Below are 18,673 nucleotides of genomic sequence, written 5' to 3'. Positions count from 1 at the left end.
GCAATGTCTTGGAACAACAGAGATAGCAATGATGCAGGATTTGCGTCTGATATTAATCGTTGTTGGCGCGATCGCCATAATAGCGTTGTTATTACATGGTCTTTGGACCAGCCGTAAGGAACGCTCGTCCCTTTTTCGCGATCGCCCAGCCAAACGCTCGAAAAATGAGCGTGAACCTACACCACTTGATGATCCTGCCGAAAGCGTGGGAGAGGTACGTATCCGTGCCACTCGCGCAGAAGTTGAGGATGAGCCATCAATGGGTCATATCGATGTCGCACGCGAAGAGCCGGTGATTGCACCAAGGCCAGCTCCAGCAGCTCAACCTGCGCCTCGGCCAGCCCAGCCCGCGCCGCTCTCCCAGCGGCCGGATTACGATGACATCCTGCTGGATAACTATGCCCAGGACGAGGACGAAGAGCCGCAGCAACCTGTTGTGCGTCGTGAGCCGCGCGTTGACGATATGCCCCCGGCTACCGCTCCTGCACCAGAGCCAGCCTTCCAGCATGCAGAGCCTGTGCGTGAACCGCAGCCAGCGCCGGAACCGTTGAAACCGGCAAAACTGCAGGAGACCGTATTGGTGCTGCACGTTGCAGCTCATCAAGGCGGTGTGATCGGGGGGGAGGTGTTACTGCAGAGCGTACTGCAGGCGGGCTTCCAATTTGGTGAAATGGGGATCTTCCATCGCCATATCAGCCCGGCAGGCAGTGGCCCCGTGCTGTTCAGCCTGGCCAATATGGTCAAGCCTGGCTCATTCGATCCGGAAATGATGTCCGATTTCTCCACGCCGGGCGTATCGATGTTTATGATGGTGCCGTCTTACGGCGACGCCAATCAGAACTTCAAGCTGATGCTGCAATCGGCACAACGTATTGCCGACGATGTGGGCGGCGTGGTGCTTGACGACGAGCGCCGCATGATGACCCCGCAAAAGCTGGAAACCTATAAAGCACGCATCCGCGAAGTGTTGGAAAACAACGCCTGACCGGTTGCCTGTGCACTGCATAATCCGTAATCCAGAACCCCCGCCAGCCGGGGGTTTTTTATCTTTGATGGTGAGCCATGGCATCGATTAACGAAACAATCAATCAACTACGCACCTCATTGCGCCATCACGAATATCAGTATCACGTACTCGATGCGCCGGAGATCCCGGATGTGGAATACGATCGCCTGATGCGTGAGCTGCGTGAGCTGGAAGAAGCCCATCCTGAGCTGATCACCGCCGATTCGCCGACGCAGCGCGTCGGGGCCGCCCCCTTGGCGGCGTTTGATCAGGTGCGTCATGAAGTGCCGATGCTGTCGTTGGACAACGTCTTTGATGAAGAGAGCTATCTGGCGTTTTACAAGCGCGTGCAGGATCGCCTGAAAAGCAACGAGCCACTGACCTTCTGCTGTGAGCTGAAGCTGGACGGGTTGGCCGTCAGCCTGCTGTATGAAGATGGCGAGCTGGTGCGTGCCTCCACGCGTGGTGACGGTACCACCGGGGAAAATATCACCTCTAATGTGCGCACTATCCGCGCCATCCCGCTGCGCCTGACCGGCGACAATATCCCGCGCCGGGTGGAAGTGCGTGGTGAAGTCTTTATGCCGCATGCCGGCTTTGAGCAGATGAACGAAGAGGCGCGCCGCAAAGACGGCAAAATCTTCGCCAACCCGCGTAACGCCGCAGCAGGCTCCCTGCGTCAGCTTGATCCGCGTATCACGGCCAAGCGTCCGCTGACCTTCTTCTGCTATGGCGTTGGCCTGCTGGAAGGGGGCGAATTGCCGCGCAGCCATTGGCAACGCCTGATGCAGTTCAAAGCCTGGGGCTTGCCGGTGAGCGATCGCGTCAAGCTTTGCACCGGTAGCGATGAGGTGCTGGCGTTTTATCGTCAGGTAGAGCAGGACCGCATCAACCTTGGCTTTGATATCGACGGCGTGGTGGTGAAGATCGACGATATCGATCTGCAAGAATCTCTGGGCTTTGTTGCTCGCGCACCGCGTTGGGCTACGGCGTTCAAATTCCCGGCACAAGAGCAGATCACCGTGGTGCGGGAAGTGGAGTTCCAGGTCGGGCGTACCGGTGCGATTACGCCGGTCGCGCGCCTTGAGCCAGTTTTGGTCGCCGGGGTGATAGTCAGTAACGCCACGCTGCATAATGCTGATGAAATCGAACGCCTTGGCCTGCGCATCGGCGACACGGTGATCGTACGCCGTGCCGGGGATGTGATCCCGAAAGTGGTCGGGGTGATCGAAGATCGCCGCCCGCAGGACGCGCGTGAAGTGGTATTCCCACTGCATTGCCCGGTGTGCGGTTCCGATGTGGAACGGGTGGAAGGCGAAGCCATTGCGCGTTGTACCGGCGGGCTGATCTGCGGTGCCCAGCGTAAAGAGGCGCTGAAGCACTTCGTTTCCCGCCGGGCGATGGACGTTGACGGCATGGGCGATAAAATTATCGAACAGCTGGTCGATAAAGAATATGTCAAAACGCCAGCCGATCTGTTCCGTCTTTCCGCCGGTATTCTCACCGGGCTGGATCGCATGGGGCCCAAATCGGCACAGAATCTGGTCAATGCCTTGACCAACGCCAAACAGACTACCTTTGCCCGATTCCTGTATGCGTTGGGTATTCGTGAGGTAGGAGAGGCCACGGCAGCCGGACTGGCGGCGCATTTTGGCTCGTTGGAGAAGCTGCGAGAGGCCGATCTGGACGCGTTAAAACAGGTGCCGGACGTGGGCGAGGTGGTGGCCAGTCACGTGGTGAACTTCTTTGCTGAAGCACATAACCAGCAGGTGATAGCAGAGCTGACCAGCCCGGAAATCGGCATTAACTGGCCTGCGCCGGTGGTGGTAGTTGCCGAAGAGATCGACAGCCCATTTGCCGGTAAAACCGTGGTGCTGACCGGATCTCTCAGCCAGCTCTCCCGCGATGAAGCCAAAGATCGGCTGACGGCGCTGGGGGCCAAGGTCAGCGGCAGCGTATCCAAGAAAACCGATCTGGTGATTGCCGGTGAGGCTGCCGGCTCCAAGCTGGTCAAGGCACAGGAACTGGGGATCGAGGTGATCGACGAGGCGGAGATGATCCGCCTGCTGGGGGCCTGATGGAAAAAGAGAACCTGATCGAAATCGCCAACACCGTGATGCCCTTTGGCAAATACCAGGGCAGGGTGCTGATCGACCTGCCGGAAGAGTATCTGCTATGGTTCGCCCGTAAGGGCGAATTCCCCAACGGCAGGTTGGGAATGCTGATGGAAATGACGTTGGCGATTAAAATTGAAGGGCTGGATCACCTGATCAAACCCCTGAAGAAAAGCTGAGTCGATGGGCGTAACGCCCTGTTGCGCCCTTCATCTCAGATATAAACGTCCACGGCGTTGGCGGCGGTTGGGCGGTTCACGCCATCACCGCTCATGGCCTTGGCCATCTGCTCTTGCTGCTGTTTTTCCATTTCTTGTTTCTGAATGCGCGCGATCTCAGCCTGGAGCATTTCGATCTGGCTCATGATCAGCTGTTTTTGTTGTTCGATCTCTTGAGTGTCGCCACCCGAGTCTTTCAGTTCGATCAGCTTTTGCTGCAGGTTCTGGATCTGCTTATACAGCGCTGCAATACGTGACGCCGCGCTGCTATCTTTTGGGGTCACTGGCGCATCATTATCGGTTTTCTTGGATTTCTCCCCTTCAGGGGCATTGTTAACCGGTGCCGACATCAGTGCAGCCCCGCCTTTACCCGTGGCGGTAAACACCTCACGGACTCCGGCAATCGGGTTCTTGATGGGCACCATCATGGTAATGTTGGTCGACATGCGATCCTCCCAGGTAGCTTGTCAGAGGTATCGGCAAATCGCGGCAAAACTTTACCTTGGCGTCAGCTTTAGCTGTGGCCAGAGTTCGAGCCACTGTTTCTCCACCACGCGCTGTTCGAAAGCGGCCAGGTTGTTGCTCTTGGGGTTGAAGGTGATGCTGTGGTTGAACAGCGCCTGTAGGCCAAAAGGGGCGACGAGCTGGATGCTGCCATCGGCCTGCAATCTGGCACCCACGGCGGTTTCGATTTCCGTCCAATAACTGATGGCGTCTTCGCTGTCGCGATAGGGGGCGCGGTGACTACGCAGGTGCATACGCGCCTGATTCTTAACCGACCAGGGTTGTGCTGACCACTCCAACAGGCGGGACTCCAGCATCTGGTCGCGCTCGGCATCGCTATGGCGCGCATCGAAATGGATCACATCGATATCGTTGAGCGGCGTGCTGGTTGTAAAACCATGCAGCCGGTCCCACACCAGATTACGCACAAAGCCTGCGCCAAGGCACCAATCGTTCAGCCCGAGCCGCCGGGCGGTGGCTAATATCTGCATACGTTCGCTGTCTTGGCGTAACCAATCAATAATTTGTTGCTGTGGATCCATCATTTCTCCTTTGTCAGCGTTACTCTAACCCGAAATGGGCAGCAGCGGGATCGGGATGAGTGTGGAAAACGGCAAAAAAAAAGCGCGGCATAAGCGCCGCGCTGAGATTGGCTCGGTAGCATACATTTAGAACTGGGTATTCAGGCTCATAAAGTAAGTCCGGCCCGGTTCGTTATAGGTTGCCGCCCCGGCTCCATAGATATTGACGGCCCCGGTGACTGGGTTACCCACGTTTTGCGAGTTACCGGAACGGAACTGGCGTTTGTCGAACAGGTTCTCGATCCCCGTTGTTACGCTGATATTTTTAGTCAACGCATAGGTGCCGCTCAGGCCAAAGATTGCGTAAGGGCTGACCTCACGAGTTTCCGGCCCGGTGGTTGGCTCCCCACGGTAGTTGTATTTCTTCGGCTTTTGACGGCCATACCAGGTCGCGGTGGTCTGCAAAGACAGATCCTGCGTGGCCTGCCAGCTCAGGGTAGAGTTGATGGTGAACTTGGGAATAATCGACAGGTAATCACCGGTGGTTTTATTCTCGTTCTCAATCATATAGGTGGCGTTATTATTCCAGGCTACCGTTTCGCTCACCGGCACGTTCAACGTACCTTCCAGACCCTGGATCACCGCTTTCGGCACGTTCTCCCAGCGATAGATATCGGTTTTACTGGTGTTAGAGGCCGTTGGCGAATAGCCCGCTTCGATCTTGTTGCGGTAATCGTTACGGAAGTAGGTGATACCTGCCAGCCAGCCTTCATGGTGGAATTCCAGCCCGATCTCTTTGTTGATGCTGTTCTCGGCCTTAAGATCGTCATTACCCATCAGATAGCAGCCGGTTCCCGTTGCGCTGGCAGCACAGCCCTGGCCTTTGCTGTAGAGAATGTAATCGCCGTTGCTCTGGAACAGGTTAGGTGCTTTGTAGGCGCGAGCGATACCCATTTTCAGGGTAAACAGATCGCCCAATTCCTGTGACAGGTTAAGCGACGGGCTCCAGTTGTTACCGGCCATGGAGTGATGATCGTAACGTAGGCCTGGAGTCAGCATTGTGGTATCGGTCAGCTCGATATTATCTTCGGCAAATAGCGAGAAGATATCCGCGGAGGAATACGGGCTGCGGTTGCTACTATCGGTACCTGGGATCGCTCCCCCGGTATTAGTGCCGGTTAGCGATTGGGTGGTCGAAGAAGGATCTTTCATCTTCTGCTGGTTCCACTCGGTACCCAGCGTGGCGGTTTGTGGCACCCACATATCGAACGGAATGCTGATTTCACTGTGGGCCAGGAAATCGTCCAGACGGGTGGTGTTGTAACTGTCGTTGGCGAAGATCCCTTCCAGGCCACCGGCCAACCCTTCGGCTAAACGAGTATTGCGCGTGCGCTCAAACTGGACGTAGTTGTTGGTGCTAACGCCACTATCCCATGCGCCACGATAATTGACCGCATAGGTTTCACGATACATACGGTTGGTTTCTTTACCGTAGTTGCTCTGCACCAGCGCATTGGTGTTGGTGTTCTGGGTATCCCCGGCGTACAGGTTACCCTGGCGGCCATAGGCATATTGGAAATCCAAGGTCTGCAGGTGGGCGAATTCCCAGCTCAGCAAGGCATCGATATTTTTGTCGATCACCCCTTCGCGACCGGCAGGTAAAGTATTGGCATAGGTGCCGGTACGCTCGGACTGATGCCCCTGGTTGATATCCCAGGCGTCGGCCTGCGTTTTGCTGTAGCCACCGAACAGACGGAAGCTCAACTGATCGCTTAACGGACCGGAAAGGCTGAAATCGGTACGCTTGGTGGCGCCTTCTTCCTTATGTTGCGGTACGTTGAAATAACCGTTCAGTGTACCGTGCAGGTCCTGGCCAGCTTTTTTGGTGATGATGTTGACCACGCCACCTGCCGCGCCGTTACCATAGCGGGCAGCCGCTGGGCCACGCAGCACCTCGATACGCTCGATCATCTCCGGCGGTACCCAGGCAGTATCGCCACGGGTATCACGCTCGCCGCGCCAGCCTTGGCGCACCGAGTTACGGCTGCTGGCCGGTTTGCCGTCGATCAGGATCAGGGTATTTTCTGGCCCCATGCCACGAATATCGAGTTGGCGGTTGTTGCCCCGCTGGCCGCTGGTGGAGTTACCGGTCAGGTTGACCCCTGGCATGGTACGGATCAGCTCATTGATATCACGGGCGGGAGGGCGTCTTTGGATTTCTTCGGCAGTGATGGTGGAAACGCCGGGAGCTTGAAGGTTTTGTTTGGCGGCGGTGACGACGATGACATCTTCAGAGGCGGATTCTTTTTTGCTTTTCTCAGCCAGCGCGGCGCTGTCTGAGGTGGTGGCCGTTTGCTCGGCATTGACCGTAACGGAAAATGCAGATGTGCCCAATCCTAACCCGATGAGTGTGGCTAAAGAATAACGAGATAACTTCCGATTCATTTTGAGGTTCCTACCTAACAACCCTTCCTGATGCGGCGCTGTGTGACAACCGGTAACGGAACGGTTTGTTGTAGTTTTATTGTGTAGTCGAAAATAGTAACGAAACCCAGAGGCCAGGCTGACTGGCAGCAAGATCCCGCTCAATAATTCGGCATCCATCCCTGTTGAAGAATGCCCGCTCTATTTCGAGCCTGTATACACTATTGCAAATGCAAATAATTATCAATAGTATTCCTTGTGCCGTTTGGCATTTGGGAACCGGTGAGTCGCACGGCGTGCCTTGCCAACAACACAATGAGTGGGCGTTTTGAAAACTGAACAACAACCAGCAAGCAGTACGTTATTGGCGAGCAAGCATGCAGGGAGCCACGGTTGGTGGCTGGATATCGCCCGGCGTGGTACCCCCTTGGTGGAACCGCAGGATAATGGGCGATGGAAGGTGACGTTCTTGTGGCGCGACCCTCAGGGTGGCGAACTGACCTCGGCTTATCAACGAGTCTGGATCCATATCAACTGCCTCACCGATCATCACCAAGCGTCGCCCCCGCAGAGCCTGCAACGGCTTGCGGGTTCGGACGTCTGGTATTGGCAAACCGAGCTGCAAGGCGACTGGCGCGGCAGCTACTGCTTTATCCCCTGCATGGAGGATCGTCCCTTCGAACCGCAGGGGGACAATTCTCACGCCAACATGCTTTCTATTCGCCACTGGTGGCACCAGGTGTTTGCCCACGCAACTCACGATCTGCTTAATCCTTACCGCGCCTGGCCTGGAGTCGGGGGGCACACGCTTTCCGGCTTGCATATGCCACAGGCTCCCCAACAACCGGCCTGGCGGGACTTTGACAACTATGCCGTGACCAGCGGCCGCTGTACGCCAGCACCGCCTGCCAAACTGCAACGGCATACCTGGCATAGCCAGCGATTGGGAACCTCCCGCCACGTCTGGATCTACTCCACCGGTGAAAGTAACCCGGCGGCGCGGCCATTGGCTATTTTGCTGGACGGCCAATTCTGGGCCAATCAGATGCCGGTCTGGGATCCGCTGATGCAACTGACGCGTACTGGCCAACTGCCGGAGGCGGTCTATCTGCTGATCGACGTGATTGACCAGCAACACCGCGCACGGGAACTGACCTGCAACGATGAGTTTTGGTTGGCCCTACAGGAAGAGTTATTACCGCAATTGGCCGACTGGGCTCCGCACAGCCGTGAGGCTGCCAACACCGTAGTTGCAGGGCAAAGCTTTGGTGGCTTGGGTTCGCTCTATGCTGGCCTGCGCTGGCCGGAATATTTTGGTGCCACCATCAGCCAATCGGGCTCGTTCTGGTGGCCACGCCGCGATATGTTGCAACTGCCCACCGTGCCCGAGGATGCCTGCTGGTTGATCCGCCAGGTAGAAGACGGGCAGTTGGGTGCGCGCGGCAAGCTGAAGGTATTTTTAGAGGCCGGGGCGCATGAAAAGCTGGTCCACCGGGTGAATGACCGTATGGCGGCCCTGTTAAGTGAAGCCGGGCATCAGGTGCAGTATCGGCTGGTGGAGGGCGGGCACGATGCGTTGTGCTGGCGCGGCGGTTTACTCGATGGTCTGCAAGCGCATTGGTCGGAGCTGGTCAACCGCCGTGCCGAATGGAAGCCGTCCGCCAACCCTCTTCATGCTTAAGGAGCAAGTAATGGAAACCTTAAACCCGTTCGATGACGAGCAGCAAATTTGCTACGTCCTGCGTAATGAAGAACTGCTTTACAGCCTGTGGCCGGATTTCAGCGCCATACCGGCCGGTTGGGTCAGCGTTTTTGGCCCGGCTTCCCGGGAGCACTGCGTCAACTGGCTAGAACAGAATTGGCAGGATATGCGGCCCGCATCACTGCGTAAGGCGTGATGGAGACGCAGCAAGAACCGACAACAGGAGCGAACGTCGTGTCAGAAACCTCTATTTTACCCACCGGGCAACAGGTTACCGTTGAGTTGCCATTGGTGGCGGCGCAGCCCGGTATTTGGGTTGCCGATCAAATTTCACCGTACGGCAATGCCTATGCGGTCGCCCATTATATCGAACTGAACGGCCCGCTGGATAAAGAGCACCTGTTACAGGCGATCTCACTGGGACTGGCCGAAGTGGACACCTTAAGGCTGCGTTTCGTTGAGCGTGACGGTGTGCCGATGCAGTATTACGACGCCACGATGCCGTTGGCTGCGCCGGAATGGGTTGATTTAAGCGACTCGGCGGATGCAGAGGCGGCGGCCCACGCGCTGATGCAGATCGACCTTGGTGCCGAATTACGGGTGAGCAGCGGCAAACCGCTGTATCGCCATATCCTGATGCGTCTGGCCGACGATCGCTGGTTCTGGTATCAGCGTTACCATCATCTGGTGGTCGATGGCTTCAGCTTTACCGCCATCGCTCGCCGTATCGCCAATATTTATACCCGCCTATATCAGCACGAGCAGCCAGAGCCGACGCCGTTCACGCCTTTTAGCGATGTGGTGGCGGAATATCAGCAATACCAGCAATCCCCAGGTTATCAGCGCGATGCCGATTTTTGGTTGAACAAGGCACGGCAGTTGCCCCCGCCAGCTACCCTATGCCCGCAACCGTTGGCCGGGCAGGCACCTTCGACGCGTATTCACCGCTTGGCACAGCGCTGTGCCGCGCAGGATCTTGCGCCACTGGTCAGTCTGGGCCAGCAACAGCAGCTCAGCGCAGCCGATATGGCGATGGCGCTGGTGGCCGTGTGGGTGGCTCGTCTGACAGGTCAAACCCGCTACAGCGCCGGGTTTATTTTTATGCGCCGCATGGGCTCGGCTGCGCTTTGTGCCACCGGGCCGGTGATTAACGTATTGCCGGTGGAGATGCACGTCGCGCCGCAGGCAACGCTGGCCGATATCGCCGCACAAATCAGCCGTGAACTGAAGTTTGCCCGCCGCCATCAGCGCTATGATGCTGAACAGGTACAGCGCGATCTGGGGCGTATTGGCGACAGCCAGCCGCTGTATGGCACCGTCTTCAACTTCAAGATGTTCGACTACCAGCTCGATTTTGCCGGTATCAAAGGGATCACCCACGACCTGGCCTCTGGCCCGGTGCGAGATCTGGAAATCGCCTTGTTTATCGATGAGGCGGGCACGCTGAAGATTGAGCTATTAGCCAATGCCGAGCGTTATCAGTTGGCCGAATTGACGGAGCACTTACAGCGCTTGCCGCTGCTGCTGCGGCAGTTTGCGGGCCAACCGACATTGCCGGTGAGCGAAGCCGATTTGCTGAGTGAAAAAGATCATGCGCTGCTGGCCAAGGTGAACGACACCGCTTATCCGGTGGCAGCCCAGACCCTCAGCGGTCTGTTGGCCGAGCAGGCAAAAAAGACCCCGAATGCCCCGGCGCTGGCAGATGAGCACCACCGGTTCAACTACCGCGAAACTCGCGAACAGGTGATCGCCTTGGCCCAGCGTTTGGTGGCTCAGGGGGTGCAGCCGGGCGACATCGTGGCGGTGGCATTGCCGCGTTCGGTCTTCCTGTCGCTGGCGTTAATGGCGATAGTGGAAGCGGGAGCGGCCTATTTACCACTGGATACCGGCTATCCCGATGAGCGCCTCAGCATGATGCTGGAAGACGCGGCCCCACGCCTGATTATCACCGATGCTTCCCAACAGGCGCGTTTTGCGGGGCAGGGGGAAGTGCTGTTATACGATGCACCACGGGTTGCCACCGCTGCTGCACCGAGCGTGATCCAAGGCCCGACGCCGCATCATCCGGCTTATATCATCTTTACATCCGGCTCAACCGGGCGGCCAAAGGGCGTGCTGGTTGGGCATCAGGCCATCGTTAACCGTTTATTGTGGATGCAGCACCAGTACCCGCTGGCAGCAGATGATGTGGTGCTGCAAAAAACGCCGTGCAGCTTTGACGTCTCGGTGTGGGAATTCTTCTGGCCATTGATGGTGGGCGCGCAGCTAGTGATGGCTCCGCCGGAGGCGCACCGCGACCCTCAGCAACTGCAAACGCTAATCGATCGGCATAAAGTCACTACCCTGCACTTTGTTCCTTCGATGCTGGCGGCATTCGTTGGTGCCTTGGACAGCACAACCGCCATCGCCCATTGCCAGCCACTGCGTCAGGTGTTCTGCAGCGGAGAAGCGTTACCTGCAGAACTGTGCCGCCTGTGGCAGAGCCGCACTCAGGTGCCGTTGCATAACCTCTACGGCCCTACCGAGGCGGCGGTGGATGTGACCTGGCATCCGGCCTATGGTGACGCCCTTGCTGCTGTCACCGGTGCTAATGTCCCTATCGGGCTGCCGGTGTGGAATACCGGTTTACGTATTCTCGACGCTCGCTTACGCCCAGTGCCACCGGGTGTAGCTGGCGATCTATATCTGACCGGCGTGCAGCTGGCTCATGGTTATCTGGCCAGGCCGGACCTGACCGCCAGCCGCTTCGTCGCCGATCCGCAGGGCAACGGTGGCCGGATGTATCGCACTGGTGACGTCGCCCGCTGGCTGCCAGACGGTGCGGTGGAATATCTGGGCCGCAGCGACGACCAACTGAAAATTCGCGGCCAGCGGATTGAACTCAGTGAGATCGACCACGCCCTGCTGTCATTGCCGGGCGTGAGTCAGGCGGTGGCTCATGCCTTGGTATTGGAGGGCACGGTCGTTGATGCGATGGGAGGCGATGCCCGGCAACTGGTAGGCTACCTGGTCCCTCAGCCCGGCGTGCATCTGGATAGCGAAGCCCTACGTGCCGCGCTAGCCGATCGCTTGCCGCCGCATATGGTGCCGATCGCCCTGGTCGAAATGGCCGAGTTGCCGCTTAGTGCCAACGGCAAGCTCGATCGCAAAGCCTTACCACAGCCGCAAATCGGGGCTGGAAAGGCCGGGCGCGAGCCGGAACCCGGGTTGGAAAGCGAGATTGCTGCCGTTTTCGCTCGTTTGCTTCAGCGCGAGCAGGTATTTGCGGATGATGATTTCTTTGCCTTGGGCGGGCATTCATTGCTGGCCATGCGCCTGGCCGCCGAGTTGCGGCGCGATCTGGGTAAAGCGGTGTCGGTTGGTCAGGTGATGGTCGCTTCGAAAGTAGAGCAACTGGCTCAGCTATTGGCAGAAGAACGTACGCAGGAAGAGGCCGATCAATGCGGTTTTGACAGCGTGTTGCCGCTGCGCGTTACCGAAGGCCCAACGCTGTTCTGCCTACACCCGGCTTCCGGTTTCTCCTGGCAGTTCAGCGTGCTGCCGCGTTATATCGATCAGCATTGGTCGCTGGTAGGCATTCAGTCTCCACGCCCGGATGGCCCATTGGCGCTGGGTGAGGATATGGATCAGGTCTGCGATGCGCATCTGGCCACGGTATTACAGGTACAGCCACACGGCCCGTATCACTTTATCGGTTACTCCTTGGGGGGAACGTTGGCTCAAGGTATCGCAGCACGTTTGCAGGCGCGTGGGGAGGAGGTGGCTTTCCTTGGCTTGCTGGATACCTATCCGCCAGAAACCCAGAACTGGGACGTGATGCTGGACGACAACGTGCTCAAAGAGGTACAGCGCGAGCGCGAGCAGTTCCTGGCGGTATCAGAAGATACGCTCGATCCTGCGTTGGGCGAGGCGCGGGTCGCGATGTTTGACAATATCGAAGCCAACTATGCGGATTCGGTCAGGCTGTTGTCACACACCCATACGGCGCATTTCCAGGGGCAAGCGACGCTGTTTGTGGCCAAGCGCACCTTGCAACCAGGCATGGATGTGCAGCAGACCTGGGCGGAATATGTCGATGCGTTGCAGGTGTTTGAGCTGGATTGTGCGCATGTGGATATCGTTTCACCGGCTTCGTTCAAGGTGCTAGGCCCCTTGTTGAACCGGGTGTTGCGGGCACTGTAACTGTAAGCCTGGTGCAAACTGCAGGTTAAAAACGACGGTGAGCCGTCCTCGTTGGAAAAACATTTCCTGGTGGAGTGTCTGCGATAAGTGGCAGGAGATCTAACGCGGCACTTGCCCTGTTGCTGTTGCCACCAAGTATGACCTGTCTTATCATCCCAACCGGGCAATAGCAATATTGCCCGTCAATGGAGGCGATCCGCGTGCGCACGGGCAGCGGTGACGGACATTATCCAGTCAGGAAGGAATAAAATTTGAAACAGCTACAGAAAACCCGTGGATACCGGCAGCCACTGCTTGCCTGTCTGATCATCAGCAATGTCCTGCTGATGGCTGGCTGCGCGAATGAACGCCCGGTCACCTCGTCTGTCACACCGACTGCGGAGCCTACGCCTGTTGTCGTTGAAACCCCGCCATCCCCGCAAGAACCGACGCCTATAAGCAGGTGTCAGAGCGATCTTGCCGCGTTGCAAACCGTTAGTCCTCGGACCTATGCCGTCAGGAAGGCTAATTTTGACAGTCTGCTAGCCAACGTCTCGTTTTACAGCGGGGTACGCGGTGATGTGAACGCATTGACCAAAAATACGGTAGACGCACTGTATAAATATAAAACCAATCAGTTGTGCACACAGATCGGGCAGGACTTGCTTAACGGACTGATCCGCAAAATGGAGAGCGTGAAATGAAGTTGGGGTTAAAGTATGGTTTGGCCTTGAGCCTGACGTTGCCGGTGGGCTGCGCATTGGGTGCAGAGCAACTCAAGGATGACAGGGCCAGCACCATCAATGCCTTGGAAGCGATCACCAGCCAAGAGAGCGAGGCTCCGGCGTTGTTGCTGTTGAGCCCTTCTCAACTCAATGAGATCAGCCCTCCCGCAGAAAGGAAAGTGAGTAAACCTTCCACCAATACCAAGACCCGCGAGTCAGCGCCCCTGCAAGCACAAATCAAACAGCTAAATGCTGCCCTTGCCCAACGGGACCAAGAGCTGCAGCAGCTGCGTCAGGCAGCACAGCAGGATGCGGATGCTCGCGCCGAGATTAGCCAGTTGAAAAAGACCCTGCAGGAGAATTTGCAGGCGACGGAGCAGATGCAGCAGGATATGGTGGCTGCGGCGACGGCTAAAGGTGAGAACTCCAACGAAAACGGTAGGCTACAGCAGGCGCTGGACCAAAGCCGCCAACAGAGTTCGGCGTTGCAGAAACAGTTGGCTGCCCTGGCCAAAGCACACACCGATAATAGCGAGGAAAACAAGGCGTTGCAGGCAGAGTTGAACGATAGCCGTCAACAGGCCGAGCAAGCGAAAAAGGCGTTGGCCGAGTTAACGGCGAAGACTGAAGCTAAACCCATCTTGCAGCTTGCGCTGGACGAAAGCCTGCACAACCAACTGACGATGCTGAAAGTAGCCAACGAACAGCAACAGGCGGAAAACAGCCGGCTGCAGCAACAGCTGGCTACGCAGCCACGAGAAATCATCGAGCCGAAGTCAGAGCGTGAGATCCGTGATTATGCCATCGGCAGTTCCCTGGCAGAAGACATGTTGGCCTTGCTCAAACAGCGAGCGGCTCAGGGAGTTGAAGTGGATAGCCGTCTGGCGCTGGCGGGGGTGCAAGATACCTTCGCGGGCAAGCTCAAGCTGCAACCGGAGCAGATCGACAAGGCCTTGGATGCCAGCGAAAAGTTGGTGCAACGTAATGCACAGCAGCAAAAGTTGGACACCGAAAAGGCAGGGGCAGCTTACATTGAGCAGTTCGCCAAACAAAAACAGGTGAAGAAAGAAGCTTTAGGTTACTTTTACCGGATCGATAAGGTCGGTAAAGGAACTATTGGCGCGAACAACATGGTCAGCGTGGCGGTAAAAGAGAGCCTGATTAACGGTAAAGTCGTCAAGGATATGCAGGCGGCAGGCACCTCGGTCACCCAGCTACTGAGCAGCTATCCACCGATATTCAGAACGGCGATCTCGAAGCTGCAAAATCACGGCAGTATCACGATGGTCGTCCCGCCAAGCTTGGCTTACGGCGATAAAGGTCTGCCCCCTGATATCCTGCCGGGATCGACCATGGTCTATAACGTAACGGTATTGGATGTCGCACCTGCCAAGTAAATGGAGCACGGCTGTGGCTACCTGAGTAACGGTTTTTCAACCTTGCACGGCCATAGTTAGTAACAGCTCACGGTGATGAAGTCTCAGTAGAGCCATCGGCTATCAGCCGGTGGCCTGATTGTGCACAGAAAACCTCCAGCTAGGCTGGAGGTTCCGTAAAGCTTTCAGCTTTGAGCCAGTTATAAAAACCCCTTTTGATTTGTTAAAACAGTTTGCGGTCTGGCAACTGCAAACGTTCAACAAGAAATCAAAAGGGGGTCCCTATGAGGGACGAAAAGAGCTTAGCTCACACGCGATGGAACTGTAAATATCACATAGTTTTTGCGCCGAAGTACCGAAGACAGGTGTTCTACGGGGAAAAGCGTAAAGCGATAGGTAGCATCTTAAGAAAGCTGTGCGAATGGAAAAGTGTGAATATTCTAGAAGCAGAATGCTGTGCGGATCACATCCATATGCTTCTGGAAATCCCACCGAAGATGAGTGTGTCAGGTTTTATGGGATATCTGAAGGGAAAGAGTAGCCTGATGCTTTATGAGCAGTTTGGCGATTTGAAGTTCAAATACCGTAACAGGGAGTTCTGGTGTCGAGGGTATTACGTTGATACGGTTGGTAAAAATACAACCAGGATACAAGAATACATAAAGCACCAACTGGAAGAGGATAAAATGGGTGAGCAACTGTCGATCCCGTATCCGGGTAGCCCGTTTACGGGCCGTAAGTAATCCATAAATGCAAATGTCAGATCGCAATGCGCCTGTTAGGGCGCGGCTGGCAAGAGAGCCTTATAGGCGCATATGAAAAACCTCCGGCTATGCCGGAGGATATTTATTTTTCATTGTGAGTTTGCTGGCCGCTATTTCCCCAATGGCACCACCAGCGGCGTATGCGAAACCGGATCGTCGATGATCACGCACTTCAGCCCGTAAACTTCCTCGATCAACTCTGGCGTTACAATGTCTTTTGGTGCCCCCTCGGCCACCACTTTGCCGTCGCGCATGGCGATCAGATGGGTGGCATAGCGGCAGGCATGATTGAGATCGTGCAGCACCACCACCAGCGTGTAATGATTCACCCGATTCAACTGGCGCAGCAGTTCCAGCAGATCGATTTGGTGAGTGATGTCCAGCCAGGTGGTCGGTTCATCCAGCAGCAGCAGCGGCGTTTGCTGGGCCAACACCATGGCGATCCACACCCGCTGGCGTTGGCCACCGGAAAGGGTGTCGACGGGTTGATCGGCCAACTGCGCCACGCCGGTTGAGCGCATGGCCTGTTCCACTGCCTGCTGATCTTCGTCGCGCCAGCGGCTGAACAGGCTCTGATGAGGGTAGCGGCCACGGGCAACCAGATCGAACACCGTGATATCACCTGGGGCAATTGAGCTTTGCGGTAACAGGCCCAGTTGGCGTGCGACTTCTTTGGTGGGATATTCGCGGATTTGTCGGCCATTCAGCCATACTGAGCCCGCCTGGGGTTGCATCAGGCGGCTGAGGGTGCGCAGCAGCGTGGATTTACCGCAGGCGTTTGGCCCGATAATGACCGTCAGTTCGCCGTGAGGAATAGACACTGAAAGATCGCGTGCGACGATTTTCTTGTCGTAGCTCAGCGTCAGGTTTTCGGCACGCAATGGTGCGGTTAACGGGGTTTCAGCATTCATTTTTTTCGTGACTCACGGATTAGTAACCAAATCAGATAGATGCCACCGATGCTGACGGTCAACACGCCGACCGGCAACTGATAAGGCATAAACAGGCGCTGCGCTGCCACATCGGCCGCCAGCAATAATAGGGCACCGGTCAGCGCGGTGAGCAGCAAGACATGCTGGTTGGCGCACAGGCGGCGGGCAATTTGCGGGGCGACCAGAGCAATAAAGGAAATCGGCCCGGCCACGGCGGTGGCGGCAGCGGTTAGTATCACCCCGACCAGCAATAGCATCAGCCGGGAGCGTTCAACCCCAACGCCGAGCGCGCAGGCGGTGTCATCTCCCATTTCCAGCAGCCGCATACGTCTTGTCAACGTCATCAATACCAGTAACGTCAGCAGCAGTACCGCCAGCACCGGCAGGCTTTTCGCCCAGGTGATGCCGTTGAGGGATCCGGCATACCATAGCCCAGCGGTCATGGACGCTTCCAATGAGGCGCTGATGATCATCCAGGTATTGGCGGCCAGCAGCAGGGCGCGAACGGCAATCCCGACAATAATCAGGCGGAAGGTTTCTACCCCGTTACTCCAGGCCAACAGATAAACTACCCCGGCGGTAAGCAGGCCACCGGCCAACGCCCCAGAGGTAATGCCGATAACGCTGCTGTTAAACAGCACGATGGCGACCAGCACGCCGCTATAGGCTCCCGTATTGAAACCAATAACGTCAGGGCTGCCGAGTGGGTTACGCAATAATGACTGGAAAATCGCACCGCTCAGGCCGAGCGCCGCCCCCAACAGTAACGCCATAGCGACGCGAGGCAAACGCCACTGGGTGACGATCACCGCAAGATTGGTCGGACCTTCGCCGCGTAGCGCGTCGATCACCTGCGCCGCGCTGAGTTGCAAGGTTCCAGAACCGAGGGCATATACCGCCAGGGCAAGGCAGGCGAATAACAACAGCAGGGCAGTCGCCAACGGACGCGCCAACCGAAACGGTTTTTTGGTAAGGATTTGGCGGGAAACCAACAGGCTCATCTTATCCTCCCCGCCGGAACATACGGCGCTGGCGCACCAACATAATCAACATCGGCGCGCCGATCAGGGAAAGTACGATGGAGACCCGCAGTTCCCCCGCGACCAGAAAGCGGCCCAGTAAATCAGCGCTCAGTAGCAGGATCGGCGTTAAAACCAGCGTCCAGGGCAGCATCCAGTTGAGTTCTGACCCTGCCAGCCGCCGGGCAATGTGGGGCATCATCAGCCCGACAAAGGCGATAGGACCAACGGCGGCGGTAGCTCCGCCACACAGCAGCGTAATAGCTAACAGGCCAAGCAGTTGGGTGCGAATAATTCCGGTGCCGAGCGCCGCTGCAAGCTCACTCCCCATACTTAAGCTGTTCAACGCCTTGCTAAGCCACAGAGTGATCAACGTGCCCAGCAGGATTGGCAATGCGACGCTGCGCACTACCGCCATATTCTGAATGTCCAGTGTGCCAGCTTGCCAAAAACGCAGCTGATCGAACACCAAAGGATTGAGCAGAGCGATGCCGGTGGTCATCCCTTCCAACACGGCGGCCAGCGCCACCCCGGCTAGCGTCAGGCGTACAGGATTAACGCGGCTGCCGCCCATTGCGCCTACCAGCGCCACCAACAGCGAGGCAAACAGCGCACCGGCAAAGGCGAACCACAGATATTGGCTGACGTCGGTCGCACCAAAGAAGGTAATGCCCAACACCACGGCGAAACCGGCTCCGGAGTTAACCCCCAAGATACCAGGGTCTGCCAGCGGGTTGCGGGTGAGGGTTTGCATGAGCGCGCCAGCCAGCCCAAGTGCGATGCCAGCCAACACGCCGATCAGCGTGCGTGGCAGGCGTGCTTCGGTAATGATGACGCAGTCTGCGCCGCTGCATTGGCCATTCAGCGCGGCAACGACGTTAGTGAAAGGAATGGATTTAGCCCCCAGCGACAGGCTGAGCATCATCACCAGCAACAGCACGACAAAGGCGCACAGCAGGCCAAACAGGCGCAGCCAGAAGGAGCGGGATAACCCCATAAACAGAGTGCCCCTGCGGTCAGGAAGCGGAGGAGAGCAATTAGGTGTAAGCCGGAACATGACAGCCCATTATTAACTGAATATCAATGATATCTATTATCATTATTGATTGTATTTATCTATGGTAGCATGGCAGCCTGACCAGCACTAGCGCTGAGCCTCTCGAATATCGTGTCGTTGTTTGTGGAAGATCAAGGATATAAGTTGTGG

Annotated in this window: 15 protein-coding genes; 9 read left to right on the top strand and 6 right to left on the bottom strand. The window is 56.9% G+C overall.

Annotation, left to right across the window (positions count from 1 at the left end):
• The first annotated feature begins 28 nt into the window (after positions 1 to 28).
• The 3 genes from zipA (at position 29) to KGP26_RS20005 (ending at position 3,299) form a co-directional block, all read left to right on the top strand.
• Entirely contained in the window at positions 29 to 985 is a 957-nt protein-coding gene (zipA, locus tag KGP26_RS20015; RefSeq protein ID WP_021807055.1) for a cell division protein ZipA, read from the top strand.
• 77 nt (positions 986 to 1,062) lie between these two features.
• Complete coding sequence (ligA, locus tag KGP26_RS20010) at positions 1,063 to 3,084, top strand: NAD-dependent DNA ligase LigA (RefSeq protein WP_021807054.1); 2,022 nt, start codon at positions 1,063 to 1,065, stop codon at positions 3,082 to 3,084.
• A complete protein-coding gene (locus tag KGP26_RS20005) occupies positions 3,084 to 3,299 on the top strand; it encodes a DUF3820 family protein (RefSeq protein ID WP_021178683.1) in 216 nt (71 codons plus the stop codon). Before ligA ends, KGP26_RS20005 begins: the two co-directional genes overlap by 1 nt.
• Positions 3,300 to 3,334: 35 nt before the next feature.
• Here KGP26_RS20005 and KGP26_RS20000 read toward each other — a convergent pair whose 3' ends face one another.
• The 3 genes from KGP26_RS20000 to KGP26_RS19990 all read right to left on the bottom strand — a co-directional run bounded on the left by KGP26_RS20000 (position 3,335) and on the right by KGP26_RS19990 (position 6,808).
• Positions 3,335 to 3,784: a FlxA-like family protein gene (locus KGP26_RS20000; RefSeq protein ID WP_021807053.1), complete on the bottom strand. Its 450-nt coding sequence runs from the start codon at positions 3,782 to 3,784 to the stop codon at positions 3,335 to 3,337.
• Between the two features lie 51 nt (positions 3,785 to 3,835).
• Entirely contained in the window at positions 3,836 to 4,384 is a 549-nt protein-coding gene (locus KGP26_RS19995) for a nucleotidyltransferase family protein (RefSeq protein ID WP_223501549.1), read from the bottom strand.
• A 126-nt stretch (positions 4,385 to 4,510) separates the two neighbouring features.
• Positions 4,511 to 6,808, bottom strand: coding sequence for a TonB-dependent siderophore receptor (locus tag KGP26_RS19990; RefSeq protein WP_037376376.1), 2,298 nt, complete (start codon positions 6,806 to 6,808; stop codon positions 4,511 to 4,513).
• A 307-nt stretch (positions 6,809 to 7,115) separates the two neighbouring features.
• Between KGP26_RS19990 and fes the strand changes: the two genes are divergently transcribed.
• The 6 genes from fes (at position 7,116) to tnpA (ending at position 15,494) form a co-directional block, all read left to right on the top strand.
• Positions 7,116 to 8,468, top strand: coding sequence for an enterochelin esterase (fes, locus tag KGP26_RS19985; RefSeq protein WP_223664509.1), 1,353 nt, complete (start codon positions 7,116 to 7,118; stop codon positions 8,466 to 8,468).
• Between the two features lie 10 nt (positions 8,469 to 8,478).
• Positions 8,479 to 8,685, top strand: coding sequence for an MbtH family NRPS accessory protein (locus tag KGP26_RS19980; RefSeq protein ID WP_021807049.1), 207 nt, complete (start codon positions 8,479 to 8,481; stop codon positions 8,683 to 8,685).
• A 38-nt stretch (positions 8,686 to 8,723) separates the two neighbouring features.
• Positions 8,724 to 12,671 carry an enterobactin synthase subunit F gene (locus tag KGP26_RS19975; RefSeq protein ID WP_223664508.1) on the top strand — a complete coding sequence of 1,316 codons (3,948 nt, stop codon included), beginning with the start codon at positions 8,724 to 8,726 and terminating at the stop codon, positions 12,669 to 12,671.
• A gap of 251 nt (positions 12,672 to 12,922) precedes the next feature.
• The gene (locus KGP26_RS19970; RefSeq protein WP_218519067.1) at positions 12,923 to 13,354 is read left to right on the top strand and encodes a hypothetical protein; all 432 of its coding nucleotides are present in this window, start codon (positions 12,923 to 12,925) and stop codon (positions 13,352 to 13,354) included.
• Complete coding sequence (locus tag KGP26_RS19965; RefSeq protein ID WP_021807046.1) at positions 13,351 to 14,772, top strand: FKBP-type peptidyl-prolyl cis-trans isomerase N-terminal domain-containing protein; 1,422 nt, start codon at positions 13,351 to 13,353, stop codon at positions 14,770 to 14,772. The genes KGP26_RS19970 and KGP26_RS19965 overlap by 4 nt, the downstream gene beginning before the upstream one ends.
• Before the next feature lie 263 nt (positions 14,773 to 15,035).
• A complete protein-coding gene (gene tnpA / locus KGP26_RS19960; RefSeq protein WP_179250519.1) occupies positions 15,036 to 15,494 on the top strand; it encodes an IS200/IS605 family transposase in 459 nt (152 codons plus the stop codon).
• A 131-nt stretch (positions 15,495 to 15,625) separates the two neighbouring features.
• Here tnpA and KGP26_RS19955 read toward each other — a convergent pair whose 3' ends face one another.
• The 3 genes from KGP26_RS19955 to fepD are packed head-to-tail and all read right to left on the bottom strand — an operon-like array spanning position 15,626 to position 18,523.
• A complete protein-coding gene (locus KGP26_RS19955) occupies positions 15,626 to 16,426 on the bottom strand; it encodes an ATP-binding cassette domain-containing protein (protein WP_021807045.1) in 801 nt (266 codons plus the stop codon).
• A complete protein-coding gene (fepG, locus tag KGP26_RS19950; protein WP_223664507.1) occupies positions 16,423 to 17,448 on the bottom strand; it encodes an iron-enterobactin ABC transporter permease in 1,026 nt (341 codons plus the stop codon). Before fepG ends, KGP26_RS19955 begins: the two co-directional genes overlap by 4 nt.
• A gap of 1 nt (position 17,449) precedes the next feature.
• Positions 17,450 to 18,523 (bottom strand): Fe(3+)-siderophore ABC transporter permease, encoded by a 1,074-nt coding sequence (gene fepD, locus KGP26_RS19945; RefSeq protein ID WP_037376375.1) that lies wholly within the window; start codon positions 18,521 to 18,523, stop codon positions 17,450 to 17,452.
• Between the last annotated feature and the right edge of the window lie 150 nt (positions 18,524 to 18,673).

Source organism: Serratia sp. JSRIV002 (genome assembly GCF_019968725.1).
In the GTDB taxonomy this organism is placed as follows: Bacteria; Pseudomonadota; Gammaproteobacteria; order Enterobacterales; family Enterobacteriaceae; genus Chania; species Chania fonticola_B.
The sequence above is the reverse complement of the archived record's forward strand: the minus strand, read 5'-3'. Positions and strand labels throughout refer to the sequence as shown.